This is a genomic window from Pseudoruegeria sp. HB172150, from assembly GCF_013184805.1.
In the GTDB taxonomy this organism is placed as follows: Bacteria; Pseudomonadota; Alphaproteobacteria; order Rhodobacterales; family Rhodobacteraceae; genus Psychromarinibacter.
Genome location: NZ_JAATNG010000002.1, coordinates 127,519 through 143,795, shown reverse-complemented (window position 1 = coordinate 143,795; position 16,277 = coordinate 127,519). Strand labels below are relative to the sequence as shown.

The window sequence follows — 16,277 nt, the reverse complement described above, 5'->3', positions numbered from 1 at the left end:
CTCATTCCGCCAGTACCCAAGTATCCTTCACACCGCCGCCCTGCGACGAATTCACCACCAGCGACCCTTCGGTCAGGGCCACCCGCGTCAGGCCGCCGGGGACAAGCTCGATCTCTTCGCCGACCAGGCAATAGGGCCGCAGGTCCACATGCCGCGGCGCCACGCCTTCCTCGACAAAGGTCGGGCAGGTCGACAGCGCCAGCGTCGGCTGCGCGATGTAATTGTCCGGCCGCTCCTCGATCTTGGCGCGGAACGCCTCGATCTGGCTCTTCGAGGATTTCGGCCCGACCAGCATGCCATAGCCGCCAGAGCCGTGCACTTCCTTCACCACCAGTTCCGGCAGGTGCTGCAGCACGTATTTCAGATCGTCCTCGCGCCCGCATTTCCACGTCGGCACGTTCTGCAGGATCGGCTCCTCGCCAAGGTAGAACCGCACCATGTCCGGCACGTAGGTATAGATCGCCTTGTCATCCGCCACGCCCGCGCCCGGCGCCGAGGCGATGGTCACCCCGCCCGAGCGGTACACGTTCATCAGCCCCGGCAAGCCCAGCATCGAATCCGGGCGGAAGCACAGCGGGTCCAGGAACGCATCGTCGATCCGGCGATAGATCACGTCGACCTTCTGCGGCCCCTCCGTGGTCTTCATCCAGCAGAAATCGCCCTCGACGAACAGGTCCTGCCCCTCGACCAGCTCGACACCCATCATGTCGGCCAGGAAGGAATGCTCGTAATAGGCGCTGTTGAAATGGCCCGGCGTCAGGATCACCACGCGCGGCTCGTGCTCGCATTTCTGCGGCGCGACAGAGGCCAGCGTCCGCTTCAGCGCGCGCGGATAGCGTTCCACCGGCGCGATCCGATTCTCCTGGAACAGCTGCGGGAACATGCGCATCATGATCTCGCGGTTCTCCAGCATGTAGGACACGCCCGACGGCGTCCGGCAATTGTCCTCCAGCACGTAGAATTCCTCGGGCCCCACCCGCACCAGGTCGATGCCCACGATATGGCTGTAGACCCCGCGCGGCGGCAGGAAGCCCACAACCGCCTTCTCATAGGCCTCGTTGGTATAGACCAGCCGCTCCGGGATCTTTCCCGCCTTCACGATCTCGCCGCGCCCGTAGACATCGACCAGGAACGCGTTCAGCGCGCGCGCCCGCTGCTTGATGCCGCGCTCCAGCTTGCGCCACTCGTCGTTGGAAAAGACGCGCGGGAACATGTCGAACGGGATCAGCCGGTCCGGATCGCCCCCCTCGCCATAAACGGCAAAGGTGATTCCGATGCGGCGGAACAGGTTCTCCGCCTCGTGCTGCTTGAGATTGCGCAACTCCACCGGCATCTGGCTGATCCAGTCCTGGAGCCCGGAATAAGGCGCGCGCACGGCACCGCCTACTTCCATCTCGTTGAAATACTGCGGCGTCGCGGGTTTGTTCATGCATCCACTCTCACAAGCCGCGCCGCGAAGTGCAAGCCTCCCCGAACGCGGTCGGTACGGTGGAACGTTTTGCTGCCCATGGTTTGTGCAGCGCCGTAGCGGCAGGTTACCCTCATCTCAGGGCATCTAGCGCAAATCCCGCGAAAATCGACCCGCTCGGCCGGCCCGGCGGCCCCGGCCTTCCACGCGCCGCCGCCCGCGCTATCCTCTGCCGCATGAGCGTGCTGTCCTTCACCCCCTCCGGCATCTACTGCCCCGCCGGCGATTTCCACATCGACCCGTGGCGTCCGGTGGATCGCGCGCTGATCACCCACGGCCATTCCGACCACGCCCGCCCCGGCCATGACCGCTACCTCGCCACCGATCTTGCCGCCCCGGTGATCCGTCACCGCCTCGGCGACATCGCCCTCGACACGATCCGCTACGGCGAGACGCTGACCATCGGCGATGCCACCGTCTCCTTCCACCCCGCCGGCCACGTCCCCGGCTCCGCCCAGATCCGCGTCGAGGTGGCGGGCGAGGTCTGGGTCGTCTCCGGCGACTACAAGACCGAAGCCGACGGCCTGTCCGACCCGTTCGAGCCGGTGCGCTGTCACGCCTTCATCACCGAATGCACCTTCGGCCTGCCGGTCTTCACCTGGGCGCCGCAGGCCGAAACCGCCGCCGCCATCAACGCGTGGTGGTCCGACAGCCTCGCCCAGGGCCGCACCCCCGTCCTCGGCGCCTACGCTCTCGGCAAGGCCCAGCGCCTGCTATGTCTGCTCGACCAGTCCATCGGTCCCGTCCTCACCCACGGCGCCGTCGAGAACACCAACGCGGTGATGCGCGCGCAGGGCATCGCGCTCCCCGACACCATCCCGGTCACTCCCGACCTGAACTCCAAGGATCACCCGAACGCCCTCGTCCTCGCCACGCCCTCCGCGCTCGGCACTCCCTGGATACGCCGCTTCGGCCAGACCTCCAGCGGCTTCGCGTCCGGCTGGATGCGCCTCCGCGGCGTCCGCCGCCGCCGCGCCGCCGACCGCGGTTTCGTCATGTCCGATCATGCCGGCTGGGACGGCCTGAACGCCGCCATCGCCGAAACCGGCGCCGAGCGCATCTTCGTCACCCACGGCTACACCTCACAGTTCCGCCGCTGGCTGGAAGAACAGGGCTACGACGCCGCCGTGGTCGAGACCGAGTTCGAAGGCGAAAGCCTCGACACCGACCCCGAGGACGCCGCATGAACCAGACCGGCCGATCTGCTTGGGTGAGCCGGAAGCTGAAGCAAACCCAATCACAGGCAAGCGCACCATGAAACGCTTCGCCGCCCTCTTCACCCGGCTCGACCAGACCACCCGCACCACCGCCAAGGTCGAGGCGCTGGCCGACTATTTCACCGAAGCGCCCGAGCCAGACCGTCTCTGGACCATCGCGCTCCTTTCCGGCCGCCGCCCCAAGCGCACGGTGAATGCGACAATCCTGCGCGAATGGGCCTCCGAACGCGCCGGAATCCCGCTCTGGTTGTTCGAAGAGTCCTACGCCATCACCGGCGACCTCGCCGAAACCATCGCCCTTGTCCTGCCGCCGCAATCGCACGGCTCCGACAATTCTCTGACCCACTGGATCGCCCAGATCCGCACGCTTCCGACCGTCGACGAACCCGCCCGAAAACAGCTCATCCTCGACGCATGGGACCAGCTCGACGCCACCGAGCGCTTCCTCTTCAACAAGCTCCTCACCGGCGGCTTCCGCGTCGGCGTCAGCCGAAAGCTGATGACCCGCGCGCTGGCGCAGGCGACCGGCATCGACGAGCCCGACCTCGCCCACCGCCTGATGGGCGACTGGACCCCCGACACGACCACCTACGAAACCCTCATCCTTTCCCCCGACCCGGCCGAGGACCTGTCCCGCCCCTACCCCTTCTACCTTGCCTACCAGCTGGAGGATCCGCCCGACACGCTCGGCCCCGTCACCAACTGGCTGGCCGAGCGCAAATGGGACGGCATCCGCGGCCAGCTCGTCCTGCGCGGCGGCACCCACCACGTCTGGTCCCGCGGCGAGGAACTGATGACCGACCGCTTCCCCGAACTCGCCGCCGCGCTCGATTTCGTCCCCGACGGCACAGTGATGGACGGCGAAATCCTCGCCTGGACCGGCGACGCCCCGCTGCCCTTCTCCGCCCTGCAGAAACGCATCGGCCGCAAGACCGTACCGAAGAAACTCCTGACCGAGGCGCCGGTGATCCTGAAGGCCTACGATCTCCTCGAATGGCAGGGCGAGGACATCCGCAGCCGCCCGATGGCAGAGCGCCGCGCCCTCCTGGAAACCCTCACCGGAAACCTCCCGAAAGACGCCCCGATCCGCCTCTCCCCCCGTATCGACGCCGCAGACTGGGACGACCTCGCCAAAACGCGCGCCAGATCCCGCGACCACGGCGCCGAGGGCCTGATGCTCAAACGCCTCGACAGCCCCTACCTCACCGGCCGCAAGAAGGGCGACTGGTGGAAATGGAAGGTTGATCCCCTCTCCATCGACGCGGTGATGATCTATGCCCAGTCCGGCCACGGACGCCGCGCCAACCTATTCACCGACTTCACCTTCGCGGTCCGCGACGGCGATCAGCTGGTGCCCTTCACCAAGGCCTATTCCGGCCTCACCGACGAGGAATTCCGCCGGATCACCGCCTGGGTCCGCCGCAACACGCTGGAACGCTACGGCCCCGTCCGCGCGGTGAAGCCCGAGCATGTGTTCGAGATCCATTTTGAAGGCATCCAGAAAAGCACCCGCCACAAATCCGGCGTGGCGCTGCGCTTTCCCCGCATGGCGCGCTGGCGCCACGACAAGCCGCCGGGCGAGGCGAACACGCTGGACGACCTGAAGCAGATGCTGGAAGCCTACGGCTAGGGCCGGACGGTCCGAAACCGCCCGGCCCCAGGAACGACCCTACGCCACGGCCTCCAGCCGCATCTCCCCGTCATGCAGGAAGCACGCACGCGAAAACGCCTGCAAAGACACCGGGTTCGGCAGCCGCAGATCCGCCATCCCCGGCAGCCGCCCCGACACCGCATCGAAGCGCCGGTCGATCTGCGAGATCAGCAGCACCACCGCCCCGGTCTCCCGCGCGAAGGCCGCCAGCCGCTCCACCTGTTTTGACAGTTCCGGTAACTCCCGCCGCTGATCCAGCAATTGCAGGTAGTCGATCACGACCACCGACCCGCGCTCCGCAGCAGAAGCAACCTGCAAGAGGTAGTCGGCCGAGATCGCGTCCGAGCAATCCACGGACAGCCCGCCCTGCAGCCCCGCCAACCCGGCGCCGATGTCGCGCAGCCGCTCAGCCACATCCGCCTCGGTATACTCAAGCGTAAAGAACCAGCCGCGCCGCCCGGCCGCCACGGCCTCGGCCAGCACCTCCAGCGCCAGCAGCGTCTTGCCCTGGCCCGGGCGCGCCGCGACCAGCACCAGCTCGCCCGGCGCAAGTTCGGCCAGCAGCTTGCGCCCCGGCCCCTGCTCCGCCATCCGCGCGGCCAGCAGGCTCCAGCTCGCGAACCCCTCGCGCGCCGCCATCCGGTCCAGCGCCTCCGCCAGAGGAATGCCTTCCGCCCGCGACAGCCGCCGCGCCTCGCGTTTCAACCGATAGATAGGAACGGATAATTTCATCCGGTCACCTCCTGATACGGGCGAAGATCGCAACCCCTCCTCATGCGCCAGGCCCTGATCAGGTCATGTGCCGAAAGTTGCCCCGCAGGTCCGCTGCTGCCCCGTATCGGAGGGAGGGAGGCCCGGGCCGGGCCTGCGCAATGCATAGGCCACGGCCCTGCCCCTGCGCAAGCCTCGCTTGAAACCAACCGTTCATGGAAATATGTCACCCGGGACCGAGCGAAAGGACATTCCATGCGCACCGCCCCCAGCCCCGCCTTCGACGCCAACGCCTCGGGCAAAGGCAAGAACCTCGGCGACCTGCCCGAATGGGACCTCACCGATCTCTACGCCGCCCCCGACGCGCCGGAACTGAAGCGTGACATGGACTGGCTGGAAGAGGCCTGCGCCTCCTTCGCCGCCGATTACGAGGGCAAACTCACCGAACTCGACGCCAAGGGCATGCTCGACTGCGTCCTGCGGCACGAGAAGATCGACATGGTCTCCGGCCGCATCATGTCCTTCGCGGGCCTCCGCTATTACCAGCAGACCACCGATGCCGAACGCGCCAAGTTCCTCTCCGATCTGCAGGACCGCATCACCACCTTCTCGACTCCACTGGTCTTCTTCAGCCTCGAGATCAACCGCATCCCCGACGAGCATCTCGACGCGCTCTTCGCGGAAAACGCCGACCTCGCCCGCTACAAGCCGATCTTCGACCGGCTCCGCGCCATGCGCCCGCACCAGCTCTCGGACGAGCTGGAACGCTTCCTCCACGACCAGTCCGTCGTCGGCGCCTCGTCCTGGAACAAGCTCTTCGACGAATGGCTCGCCGGCCTGACCTTCACAGTCGAGGGAGAGGAGCAGGGCATCGAGGGCACGCTCAACTACCTCTCCGAGCCCGAGCGCGACAGGCGCGAGGAAGCCGCCCATGAACTCGCCCGCGTCTTCGCCGAGAACATCAAGCTCTTCGCCCGTGTCCACAACACGCTTGCGAAGGAGAAGGAGATCGAAGACCGCTGGCGCAAGATGCCGTCGCCGCAGCACGGCCGCCACCTGGCGAACCACGTCGAACCCGAAGTGGTCGAGGCGCTGCGCAACGCCGTCGTCGCCGCCTACCCCAAGCTCTCGCACCGCTATTACGAGTTGAAACGCAAATGGCTCGGCCTCGACAAGCTGCAGGTCTGGGACCGCAACGCGCCGCTACCGATGGAGGAACAGCGCACCGTCGACTGGGACGAGGCGACCGCGACCGTGCTCGACGCCTATTCCGGCTTCGCCCCGAAGATGGCCGAGATCGCCGAACCCTTCTTCCACAAGGGCTGGATCGACGCCGCCGTCAAACCCGGCAAGGCCCCCGGCGCCTTCGCCCACCCGACCGTGACCGACGTCCACCCCTACGTGATGCTGAACTACCTCGGCAAACCGCGCGACGTGATGACGCTCGCCCACGAACTCGGCCACGGCGTCCACCAGGTGCTGGCCGCGGGCCAGGGCGAACTGCTCAGCAGCACACCCCTGACACTGGCCGAAACGGCATCGGTCTTCGGCGAGATGCTGACTTTCCGTAAGCTCCTCGCCAATGCGAAATCCGACACCGAGAAAAAGGTCCTCCTCGCCGGCAAGGTCGAGGACATGATCAACACGGTCGTGCGCCAGATCGCCTTCTACGATTTCGAATGCAAGCTCCACGACGCCCGCCGCACCGGCGAACTGACCCCGGACGACATCAACGCGCTCTGGATGTCCGTCCAGGGCGAGAGCCTCGGCCCGGCGTTCGAATTCATGCCCGGCTACGAGACCTTCTGGGCCTACATTCCCCACTTCGTCCACTCGCCCTTCTACGTCTACGCCTACGCCTTCGGCGACGGCCTCGTGAACGCGCTCTACGCCGTCTACGAGGAAGGCGACGCGGGCTTTCAGGACAAGTATTTCGAGATGCTGAAAGCCGGCGGTTCGAAGCACCACAAGGAACTGCTCGCGCCGTTTGGCCTCGATGCCAGCGATCCGAAATTCTGGGACAAGGGCCTGGGCATGATCGCCGGGTTCATCGACGAACTGGAGGCGATGGAGGGGTAGACCGGCGCGTCAATCCTGTCTGCACGGGATGCTTTTGGTTAAGGGCACGGTTTTCACACTGCTGCACAGAATGCGATCCTGAACCCAACCTACTTCAAGCCACCACTGCTTCCGGTATGGCAACGGTGGGTGAGGAAGGCTGTCGACGCATGTCTTGATCGAAAGCCCGGGGGGCAGCTTCGTGTTCTCATCACCGACCGCTGTGTCCAATTGCTCCTGCGTCAGGCCGGTCGCCGTCGACAAGTCCGCGTGCCACAGGACAGCGCCTTCCAGGTCTGCCCCCTCCATTTTCGCACCGCGAAAGTCCGCACGCTTGCCGTAGGCCCCCCTGAACGACGCATTGGCGAGGTTTGCACCGGTGAAATCGGTACTGTCCATGAAGGCGCCATCGAAACGTGCCTCATGCATGACGGCGTCTTCAAACTTCGCACAAGAAAGGCGCGCCTCCTCCAAACCCGCTTTGATCAAGCGCGCCCCCTTGAATGTACTATGCCGCAGGAACGCCTGTTCTAGGTGCGCGCCACTTAGGTCGGCGCCGTCGAATGAGGAATTGGACGCATCCACATCCTCCATATCAGCATTGTTTAAGACAGATCGCCGAAAGTCCGCAGACCGCATATATATCCCTGCCAGGAAGGCATGGTTCATCCTGGCGCCCGACAAGTCTACACGGTCCAATTCCAATGGAGCCATCTCAAGAAGATAGTACTTTCGGGTGTGGTACCATGTGTCTTCGACGGCTTGCCTGTTCGTATCATCGTCTTTGGTAACTCCAGCTTCCTTCAGATATTTTCTGGCCCAGACGAACCTGGGAACGTATCCCTCCGGCCGACGAACGAGATTGCCACGACTTAACTCGGCCCGGGCGAAAACCGTGCTGTCCATCACCTCGATACGGACAATCGTTACAAATAGAAGCACAAGGAAGAGGACGAAAAACTGAGCACAGGAAAAGACAAATACGCTCCAACTCTTCAATTCTACCATCCTTCCAATTATGAAGAGGGAGACGAAGAACATGCATGCAATCACGAACATCAATAAAAGAAGAAACATTGAAAGAGGAGAGATATGAAGTGAATGCGTTCGCCACCAAACGTAATATATACTTACAATAGGTACGGCATAGAGCGCCAATATGGACAAATATACCTGCACTCTGTCCTTTAAAACTCGCGGGAGAAAAATGAAAATCCACCGAAAATACAGCGGAACCGAGAAAAAGTCGTAATTATCAATCTTTCTGCCGAGCTTCCCCTCCAGAAAGGAGAATACGTTTACGGCCAGAATGTGCAAATATACCAAAAACCCCACTATGGTCACCGGCACGATCCAAAGGAATTTATCGCCGGAAACGAGAATATTGATTACAGGGAGATTGACCTGGCGAGAGTTTCCAATCAGCTCCGCATCCGTTGCGCCCGAAACGGTCACCAAAAAATACACCGAGACCGTTATTACCGACAGGTATGCGCCGCGTCCGTCCTTGAGCTGATGTTCCGGAATTTTTGAAGAGGATCCGTCCGACATGATCTAGAACCCAAATATTTGGCAGAAAAATCAGAATCTTATTGGAATCGTGAAGTTCTGGCCACACTACTATAGAAACTGCAGATTTTGAACATGGTAATTTACGCAGGGGAAGTGCCGACGATGCCAAAGACGCCTAGCTCGTTACTCTTTCGATCGCACCGTGGCAGCCCTCAAACGCGCCCCTACGCACAGGCGAACCTGTGTTCAGTGCTGCTACCTTGAAATCTTCGGGTACGTCCCCGCGATCACCAGTATATGAGCCACGGACTCAACGGGGATGCACGATAACCACCCCATAAAGGTCTCGTCGCTTCCCGGAATCGTCTGTCCACCACTGGGCCGATTTCAATCCTGCCGCGTATTGGCCGACCGCCGTTCTTGATATGCCTCCAACCTTCCGCTAGCAACGATCCAGGGACTGCCCGTATCAACGGACACCTCCAAGCGACTGCGACACAACAAGACCAAAACCGAACACAGGCCGGCCGCAGGACCCCCGCATTGCGCACCCAGCCCAGACGAGACCGACGCGCGTGAAGTACCGGGCCGATATCGACGGCCTCCGGTCCGTCGCCATCCTCCCGGTCGTCCTGTTCCATGCCGGCCTCCCCTTTGCCGGCGGCGGCTACATCGGCGTCGATGTCTTCTTCGTCATCTCCGGCTACCTGATCTGCACGATCCTGATCACCGACCTGGAAGGCGGGAGATTCTCCGTCTGGAAATTCTACGAACGCCGCGCCCGCCGCATCCTGCCCGCGCTGACCGTGATGACCCTGGCCACGATGCTGGCCGGCGCCTTCATCCTGTTCCCGGACGCCTTCGAGTCCCTCGGCAAAAGCGCCGTCGCCACCGCGGCCTTCGCCTCCAACATATTCTTCTGGCGCTATTTCGGATATTTCACTCCGGCGGCCGAACTCGCCCCGATGCTGCACACCTGGTCGCTGGCCGTAGAGGAACAGTTCTATCTGGTCTTCCCCCTCCTCCTCTGGCTACTCTTCAGGGCCCCACGAAGATCCTACCTGCTTGCCGCCCTCGCCATCCTGACCGTCGGCTCGTTCTGGCTCGCCGAAGCGAAGGTCCACACCGCCCAGAGATCCGCCTTCTTCCTCCCCCACCTGCGCGCCTGGGAACTCGGCATCGGCGCGCTCCTTGCCGTCGCGCGTCCGACAAACCGCCTCACTCCCCTGCCGAACGGTCTCCTCGGGCTGGCCGGTCTCCTCGCGATCCTCGTCCCCGCCATCGCCTATTCGGCCGAGACGACCTTCCCCGGCCTCACCGCCCTGCCCCCGGTTCTCGGCACCGCCGCTCTGATATTTGTCGGCGCCGGAACAACGCGCAGCCGCGTGACCCGCCTGCTCGAGTTCCGGCCCCTCGTGCTGATCGGCCGGATCTCCTACTCGCTCTACCTCTGGCACTGGCCGGTCTTCGCGCTGATGCGCGCCGAGCATGGCTCCGTCCACCTGCCCCCGGCGAAGGCCGCAGCCGGGATCGCGGTGTCGCTGCTCCTCGCCTGGCTCTCCTACCGCTTCGTCGAAACTCCGTTCCGCGACACCCGCCTTCTGCGCCGGCGCCGCGACGTCTTCGGGCTCTCCGCCATCGCCATCGCCGCGATGGGCCTCGCCGGCGCCGCGCTCTTCCTGACGAACGGCATGCCGCAGAGATATCAGCCGGATGTCCTGCGGATGCTCGCCGGCGCCGATGACACAAACCCGTTCCGCCGCAAATGTCTGGAACGGACCCCCAAGGACGGTCTCTGCGTAATCGGCGCCGCCGACACCGTTACCGACTGGACAGGAGCCGACTACCTCCTCTGGGGCGACAGCCACGCCGACGCGATGTCGCCTGGTTTCGACAAGGCGGCCGCCGACGCCGGGAAAGCGATCGCCGTCGCGACCCACCTCGCCTGCCCGCCTGTCATCGGCATCGAGCGCGTCAGAGCGTCGGAAAACACAGGCTGCGCTGATTTCAACACGGCGGTCATGGCCCACCTGCGGGACACCGATGATTTCGGAACCGTGATCCTCGCGGCCCGCTGGGCGCTCTCCGTCGAGGGCACCCGCCCCGGCAGCGGAAGCGATGTGATCCTGCGCAGACGCGGCGACACGACGCGGCCGCCCTCGCCCCAGGGCAATGCCGCGGTCTTCTCCGCCGGCCTCGACCAGACCCTCGCCGAGATTGCCGCAACCGGCCGCAACATCGTCATCGTCGCTCCGGTGCCGGAACTCGCCTGGAACGTACCGGATCGCCTTGCCCGCAGCTTGGCCCGCGGCAACCCGATCCCCCCGGGTCCCGCTACAGAGACCGTCCTCGAAAGACGCGCGCGCACCATGGAGATCCTGACAGGCGCGGCGGAAAAGACCGGCGCAACCCTCCTCGATCCGCTTGCCGGCCTCTGCGGCGATCAGTGCACCCTCGTCATCGGCGACCGTCCCGCCTATGCCGACGACGACCATCTCTCGGCCACCGCGGCCCGTACCGTCATCGCGCCGCTGGTTGCCGTGGCATTCGATGACGCGGCCAGGCGATAGAGCTTCGGAAGAACTGTCAGAATGCGATTCTGTTCTTACGTAAGGTAAAGATAGAGCGGATATACCAAATAACGGGAACGGTTCCCCGAAAAACAATTGCATTGGTTAACATGCGGGAAACCCTGGGTTGAAATCGGATCCCTCTGGTTGCAATCCAGACAGTATATCCAACAAAATCCTTCCCTTAAGGCAATTCCTCTGGAAACCTCGGACGGCGTGCAGCTTTGGATATTCCGCACGCAATTATTATTGAGAACCTTGGGGGAAAGTATGAAAAATCTGTTCCTAGTTTGTGCTTGCGCACTAGTCTATTCAGTCTTGTCACCTGCCGCACATGCGGTGACGAAACTGGCCTTTGCTCTGGACGAGTCTGGCAGTGTCGATGACACCGAATTCGACTTCATCCAGAACGGTCTCGCCGCCGCGCTCGCGCAGTTGCCGACCGACAGCACCTACGAAGTGACCGTTGTCGCCTTCAGCTCGGGACCGGCCAACACCGTCCTGTCTCCGACAGTGATCGACAGCTCTGCTACTCTTGCCGCTGTCCAGACGACTATCCAGGATTATGACAATCAGGGCGGAGGCACAGACATCGGCCAGGCGCTGACCCTGATCGACCTGTTGCACGGCGACATCGGCGACACGGTGGGGCTGGTCAACGTGGTTACCGACGGTGTCTCCAGCACCTTCTCGCCGGAAGCCGCCGCGCTGGCAGCCAACGGATGGGACAGCCTCAATTTCGAGGCGGTGACAACCTCGGCCAGCACCTCGGTACTGGAGCCTGTCGCGTTCCCGGGCACCGTTCAGGTCCTGAACGCGGGCGATGCTCTGCCGAACCCGCTGGAGGACAGCTTCATCATCAAGGTGGACACCTTCGAGGGCTTTGAAGCCGCGATCAAGTCGAAGGTCCAGAAGGTGATCGACTCGACCGATCCGGACAACAATCCAAGCGCGGTGCCGCTTCCGGCCTCGCTGCCGCTGATCGCCAGCGGCCTCGGCATCTTCGGCTTCCTTGGCCGGCGCCGGAAAAAATCCAGCTGACAACGCCTGGCGTTGTAAAGACGGGGGGCCGGTCGGGTAGCCGGCCCCTTTTCTTTAGTCCAGCTGCCGGATGGCGATCAGTTGCTGCTTTTCGTTCACCCAGACACCAAGCGCAGTCCGCACCGCATCCTTGCTCAGCCCGTCATGGTTCATGGGCGCCTCGGCGGGCATATCTTCGGCACTGTCCCACATCCACACACCGCAGGGTTCACGCTCCCCGCAAACCTCCCGGCCGGCAGCGCCAAGCTCTTCGTGCGTCAGGCCCGCAGGACAGAGAGCGATTGAAACGTACTCCGAAGCTCCCGTAACCTCGCATGCCTTGGCGTCGCTTTCCTGCGCAAGCACTGGAATTGCGGCGGCACACGACAACGCAACCCCCGACACTAACTTCGTCAAAAATCTATTCAGGGTCATTCGCGAAGATCCCAATCTATTTCTCCCAACAACGGTACCCGTCAATCATATCGGGCGCCCGGTTCTGACGAGGGTAAAGGTTTGTGCCTCCGGAACAAGCACAACACCCGTCGCGGCATGAAATCGATGTGATCGGCAGTCCATTTCGCTTCAATCAGCCGAATTGATCGTGGATAGGCCGGTGGTGCGCCAGTCCCCGGCAGCTGTTCCGGTTAAACGTCGGTCGGCAGACGAGCCCCACGCGACAAGACGGGCTCTGGCTCAAGGGTAGCCGTGGTCTCGGCTGCCGAATACATTTTTTTCAGTACCGATAGGGACAAGGGTGGGCAATCTGCCCGCCTTCCACCACGCCACCAAAATCACACATTGGGTTTCCGACCGTGGCGCAGGACCACGGCGCACCATGCCAGCTGCGCCAGTACCCTCGTGTACATTCTGTGTACGCCCCGTGACACCGGACGCATCACTTCAGCTGGCTGTCCTTCGAGCCCCGCCGGTTGATTCCCGGGCGCGCCTTGAAGCCCGCGTCCCGCTCCTGCTGACAATCGATGCAAAGCTTCACGCCCGGCAGCGCCAGACGGCGTTTCTCCGGGATCTCCTCTCCGCATTCGGCACATTCCGTCAGGCTTTCGCCCACCGGCCCGCGCCGCGCGCGCATCCGCTCCAGTTCCTCGGCGACCGAGGCCTCGATCTGTTCATTCACCGCGCCGTCGCGCGACCATCCGCCGGCCATTCTGGGCCTCCCTTTCCCGGCGCGTCCGCACATCGTCCCAACCGTAGGTTAGCGCTAACACGCCTGAAATCAATGACTTGACCCCCCGTCCCCATGGGGACGCCCTCAATCCAGCTCGGTCCAGGGCCACGGCTTCACCTCGCTCGCCCCGGTCTGATACCGCGCCGCCTTGGCGATCCAGATGCCCAGGCTCTCCCCGAATTCCGCCAGCCGCTCGTTCGGCTCGCCCTTGTTCAGAAGCATCACCACGAACTGCACGATGGTCGCCACGCCCAGCGCGAAATTCCCCACATAAAGAAGCACCGCGATCAGGATCACATAGATCAGCCGCAGGCCCAGGCTGTCCTTCTTTTCCGGCTCGAACTGCGGCCCGGTGATCCGGCCCTCGAACCTGTCCTCGTCTCGATCCATCCCGATCCCTCCTCGGCTGACCCGCCCGAGTGTGAAACCCCGCCGCCCAAGACGCAAGATCGTGCTGCCGTTGCAAAACCGTCATATGGCCCCGATAAGCCATGGCAAGCCAACCCGAAGGAGCAGCCCCGATGCAGGACTACGATCTCGACCGCGCCTACGAAATCAACGGGCCGGATGACGCCAAGCGCCTCTACGGCAGCTGGGCCGAGACCTACGACAGCAGCTTCGGCACCGCCTGGGGCTATATCGCGCCGCGCGAGATCGCGGGGATCTTCGCGAGCGAGGCGAAGGAAAACCAGCCGGTGCTGGACATCGGCGCCGGGACCGGGCTGGTGGCGGAAAGCCTCGAGGGCTTCACCACCGACGGCATCGACATCGCGCCCGAGATGCTGGCGGTGGCCGAGAAGAAGGGGCTCTACCGCCGCCGGATCCTCGGCGACCTGATGAAGCCGCTGGCGATCCCGGACGGGGTCTACGGCGGCGTCACTTCCTGCGGGACCTTCACCCATGGCCATGTCGGGCCGCAGTGCCTGCCGGAGCTGCTTCGGATCACCCGGCCGGGCGCGCTGTTCGTCTGCGGGACGATCCCGCCGGTCTATGACGGGATGGGCTTCGGTTCGACCCTGGCGGCGCTGGTGGCGAAGGGGCGGATCACGCCGGTGAGCTTCCGGGAGATCCCGATTTATGAGGGGGCCGACCATCCTCACAGGGACGATCTGGGGCTGGTGATGGTGTTCCGGAAGCTCTGAATTCGGGGCGTCCCCATGGGGACGCCTTCTAACCCATTGATTCCAGGCGTGATAGCGCAAACGTCTGATTGAGGACGTCACTCGGCCGCCAGGACCATGTCGATCATCCGCTGTGTGCCCCGGCTGAACTCCAGCGGGCAGGGATAGTCCGCCCCTTCGCGGATCGTCCTGCCGAAGTTCTGCACCTGCAGCACGTACTGGTTCACCCCCGGCCATGCCTCGCGGGTGACCACCTTGCCGGCCTTTTCGAGCGTCAGTTCGGCCTGCCCCTGCGAATTCGCGTTGAACGGACAGGTCAGCCGCATCACGCCCTCCTCGCCGTGGAACACCATCTCCTGCCGGGGGAACATCCGCATCGAGGTCACGGAGCTGTAGCGGAAGGACGGGAAATCCGCCGTGACATGGGCGAACACGTCCACCCCGTTCTCGCGCCGGATATCGGCGTCGACCGCCTGAGGTTCCTCGCCGGTGACATAGCGCGCTGAACCGAATGTATAGACCCCGATATCGGGCAGCGAGCCGCCGCCGGTTTCCGGCCGGTTGCGGATGTTCCCCGGATCGGCGCGGTTGTCGTAGGAGAACACGCCGTCCACCAGCACCAGACGCCCGATGGTCCCGGCCTCGTACAGCGCCTTTGCCCTCTGCCATTGCGGGTGATGCACGATCATGTAGGCCTCGGCCGCAAGCAGGCCGGAGGCGTTCCGCGCCTCGATCAGCCCGTCGAACTCGCTTTCGGCCATCGCGATCGGCTTTTCGCACAGCACATGCTTTCCGGCAGCCAGCGCCTTCTTCGTCCATTCCACGTGGATATGGTTCGGCAGCGGGATGTAGACCGCCTCGATGCCGGGATCGGCCAGCATCGCGTCGTAATCCTCGAACACCTGCAGATCCGGGCAGTACGCCTGAAAGCCTTTCGCCTTCTCGGCCGAGGACGTCGCCAGAGCGGCCAGCGTCGCCCCTTCCGCGGCATGGATCGCCCGCGCCATATGTTCACGCGCGAATTTCGCGGCGCCGAGGACGCCCCAGCGGACAGGTTTCATGATTGTCCCTCCCAGTTCGGATTTCCCCGGAATGTTAGCGCGCTAACGACATCGCCGAAATACCCATCCGGTTTCGCTTTTTGCGAAGCCTTGCCTCGACACCCGCGCAATGGCCCCGAAACAGCCTCAAAACGGCCCGCGCAGCGCACGGCCGCATCCCAGGCCCGGCGCTTTGTCACCGCTTGCGCGATGTCTGAATTAGCTTCGTGATTTCGCAATAATGCGCGGGGCACCACACCTTCGGCGGGCAGCCGGAACCGCCCGCCGACGTAAAGCTCAGCAGCGCTTGTCGAGGATGACCTTGGTCCGCTGGCGCTTGCCCGACGCGTCACCGTCGGAATTGAAGATGTTGTTCATCTCCACCACGTCGCTCAGATACAGGTTCCCCATGCAGTCGGGGGACACGCCGTTGTCTTCGAGAACCTTTTTGACGTGGGATTCCATATTCGAAAGCGTCAGAGCTCCCTCGGCATAAAGTTCCTCGGCATAGGTTTCCTGTGCCGTCGCGCCGGCGGAACCCAGCGCCAGGGCCAGGGCGGTCGTCGTAACCAGCTTGTACATGACGTTCATTCTCCGGAAGGGCTTGGTTTGCAGGTTGCAAGAGCCCGGGTTCGGCCGAATCCGGCCTTGCCCTCCGGTTTTCCCACGGTTTTCCGCCTCGAAATGTCGGCTATCGGCAATTGGCGCCGATCCAGGTCA

At 63.6% G+C, this 16,277-nt stretch carries 14 protein-coding genes; 6 read left to right on the top strand and 8 right to left on the bottom strand.

Annotated elements, in window-relative coordinates; translation table 11 throughout:
* Position 1: 1 nt before the first annotated feature.
* Positions 2-1,429 carry a circularly permuted type 2 ATP-grasp protein gene (locus HCO70_RS12390; RefSeq protein ID WP_172296562.1) on the bottom strand — a complete coding sequence of 476 codons (1,428 nt, stop codon included), beginning with the start codon at positions 1,427-1,429 and terminating at the stop codon, positions 2-4.
* A gap of 215 nt (positions 1,430-1,644) precedes the next feature.
* Here HCO70_RS12390 and HCO70_RS12385 point away from each other — a divergent pair, with 215 nt between their 5' ends.
* Positions 1,645-2,655 carry a ligase-associated DNA damage response exonuclease gene (locus tag HCO70_RS12385; RefSeq protein ID WP_172296560.1) on the top strand — a complete coding sequence of 337 codons (1,011 nt, stop codon included), beginning with the start codon at positions 1,645-1,647 and terminating at the stop codon, positions 2,653-2,655.
* 67 nt (positions 2,656-2,722) lie between these two features.
* On the top strand, positions 2,723-4,315 hold the full coding sequence (locus HCO70_RS12380) for an ATP-dependent DNA ligase (RefSeq protein ID WP_172296558.1): 1,593 nt from the start codon (positions 2,723-2,725) through the stop codon (positions 4,313-4,315).
* A gap of 39 nt (positions 4,316-4,354) precedes the next feature.
* Here the strand turns inward: HCO70_RS12380 and HCO70_RS12375 are convergent, their stop codons facing one another.
* Positions 4,355-5,068, bottom strand: coding sequence for a DNA helicase (locus HCO70_RS12375; RefSeq protein WP_172296556.1), 714 nt, complete (start codon positions 5,066-5,068; stop codon positions 4,355-4,357).
* Between the two features lie 234 nt (positions 5,069-5,302).
* Between HCO70_RS12375 and HCO70_RS12370 the strand changes: the two genes are divergently transcribed.
* Positions 5,303-7,126, top strand: a complete 1,824-nt coding sequence (locus HCO70_RS12370; RefSeq protein WP_172296554.1) for a M3 family oligoendopeptidase — start codon at positions 5,303-5,305, stop codon at positions 7,124-7,126.
* A gap of 9 nt (positions 7,127-7,135) precedes the next feature.
* On the opposite strand, the gene HCO70_RS12365 is transcribed toward HCO70_RS12370, so the two are convergent.
* On the bottom strand, positions 7,136-8,656 hold the full coding sequence (locus HCO70_RS12365; RefSeq protein WP_172296552.1) for a pentapeptide repeat-containing protein: 1,521 nt from the start codon (positions 8,654-8,656) through the stop codon (positions 7,136-7,138).
* A gap of 536 nt (positions 8,657-9,192) precedes the next feature.
* On the opposite strand from HCO70_RS12365, the gene HCO70_RS25100 reads away from it, so the two are divergent.
* The gene (locus tag HCO70_RS25100) at positions 9,193-11,187 is read left to right on the top strand and encodes an acyltransferase family protein (RefSeq protein ID WP_172296550.1); all 1,995 of its coding nucleotides are present in this window, start codon (positions 9,193-9,195) and stop codon (positions 11,185-11,187) included.
* 339 nt (positions 11,188-11,526) lie between these two features.
* Positions 11,527-12,228: a VWA domain-containing protein gene (locus HCO70_RS12355; protein ID WP_172296548.1), complete on the top strand. Its 702-nt coding sequence runs from the start codon at positions 11,527-11,529 to the stop codon at positions 12,226-12,228.
* A 54-nt stretch (positions 12,229-12,282) separates the two neighbouring features.
* On the opposite strand, the gene HCO70_RS12350 is transcribed toward HCO70_RS12355, so the two are convergent.
* The 3 genes from HCO70_RS12350 to HCO70_RS12340 all read right to left on the bottom strand — a co-directional run bounded on the left by HCO70_RS12350 (position 12,283) and on the right by HCO70_RS12340 (position 13,786).
* Positions 12,283-12,420, bottom strand: coding sequence for a hypothetical protein (locus HCO70_RS12350; RefSeq protein ID WP_172296546.1), 138 nt, complete (start codon positions 12,418-12,420; stop codon positions 12,283-12,285).
* Positions 12,421-13,105: 685 nt separating this feature from the next.
* The gene (locus tag HCO70_RS12345; protein WP_172296544.1) at positions 13,106-13,375 is read right to left on the bottom strand and encodes a DksA/TraR family C4-type zinc finger protein; all 270 of its coding nucleotides are present in this window, start codon (positions 13,373-13,375) and stop codon (positions 13,106-13,108) included.
* A 105-nt stretch (positions 13,376-13,480) separates the two neighbouring features.
* Positions 13,481-13,786, bottom strand: coding sequence for a DUF4389 domain-containing protein (locus HCO70_RS12340; RefSeq protein WP_172296542.1), 306 nt, complete (start codon positions 13,784-13,786; stop codon positions 13,481-13,483).
* Between the two features lie 131 nt (positions 13,787-13,917).
* On the opposite strand from HCO70_RS12340, the gene HCO70_RS12335 reads away from it, so the two are divergent.
* Positions 13,918-14,538: a class I SAM-dependent methyltransferase gene (locus tag HCO70_RS12335; protein WP_172296540.1), complete on the top strand. Its 621-nt coding sequence runs from the start codon at positions 13,918-13,920 to the stop codon at positions 14,536-14,538.
* A gap of 77 nt (positions 14,539-14,615) precedes the next feature.
* On the opposite strand, the gene HCO70_RS12330 is transcribed toward HCO70_RS12335, so the two are convergent.
* Entirely contained in the window at positions 14,616-15,578 is a 963-nt protein-coding gene (locus tag HCO70_RS12330; protein WP_172296538.1) for a Gfo/Idh/MocA family protein, read from the bottom strand.
* 276 nt (positions 15,579-15,854) lie between these two features.
* Positions 15,855-16,139 carry a hypothetical protein gene (locus HCO70_RS12325; RefSeq protein ID WP_172296536.1) on the bottom strand — a complete coding sequence of 95 codons (285 nt, stop codon included), beginning with the start codon at positions 16,137-16,139 and terminating at the stop codon, positions 15,855-15,857.
* Positions 16,140-16,277 lie beyond the last annotated feature (138 nt).

Coding starts and splice junctions, on each gene's coding strand:
- HCO70_RS12390 (WP_172296562.1), bottom strand. CDS start 1,429: ATGAACAAACCCGCGACGCCGCAGTATTTCAACGAGATGGAAGTAGGC.
- HCO70_RS12385 (WP_172296560.1), top strand. CDS start 1,645: ATGAGCGTGCTGTCCTTCACCCCCTCCGGCATCTACTGCCCCGCCGGC.
- HCO70_RS12380 (WP_172296558.1), top strand. CDS start 2,723: ATGAAACGCTTCGCCGCCCTCTTCACCCGGCTCGACCAGACCACCCGC.
- HCO70_RS12375 (WP_172296556.1), bottom strand. CDS start 5,068: ATGAAATTATCCGTTCCTATCTATCGGTTGAAACGCGAGGCGCGGCGG.
- HCO70_RS12370 (WP_172296554.1), top strand. CDS start 5,303: ATGCGCACCGCCCCCAGCCCCGCCTTCGACGCCAACGCCTCGGGCAAA.
- HCO70_RS12365 (WP_172296552.1), bottom strand. CDS start 8,656: ATGTCGGACGGATCCTCTTCAAAAATTCCGGAACATCAGCTCAAGGAC.
- HCO70_RS12350 (WP_172296546.1), bottom strand. CDS start 12,420: ATGTGGGACAGTGCCGAAGATATGCCCGCCGAGGCGCCCATGAACCAT.
- HCO70_RS12345 (WP_172296544.1), bottom strand. CDS start 13,375: ATGGCCGGCGGATGGTCGCGCGACGGCGCGGTGAATGAACAGATCGAG.
- HCO70_RS12340 (WP_172296542.1), bottom strand. CDS start 13,786: ATGGATCGAGACGAGGACAGGTTCGAGGGCCGGATCACCGGGCCGCAG.
- HCO70_RS12335 (WP_172296540.1), top strand. CDS start 13,918: ATGCAGGACTACGATCTCGACCGCGCCTACGAAATCAACGGGCCGGAT.
- HCO70_RS12330 (WP_172296538.1), bottom strand. CDS start 15,578: ATGAAACCTGTCCGCTGGGGCGTCCTCGGCGCCGCGAAATTCGCGCGT.
- HCO70_RS12325 (WP_172296536.1), bottom strand. CDS start 16,139: ATGTACAAGCTGGTTACGACGACCGCCCTGGCCCTGGCGCTGGGTTCC.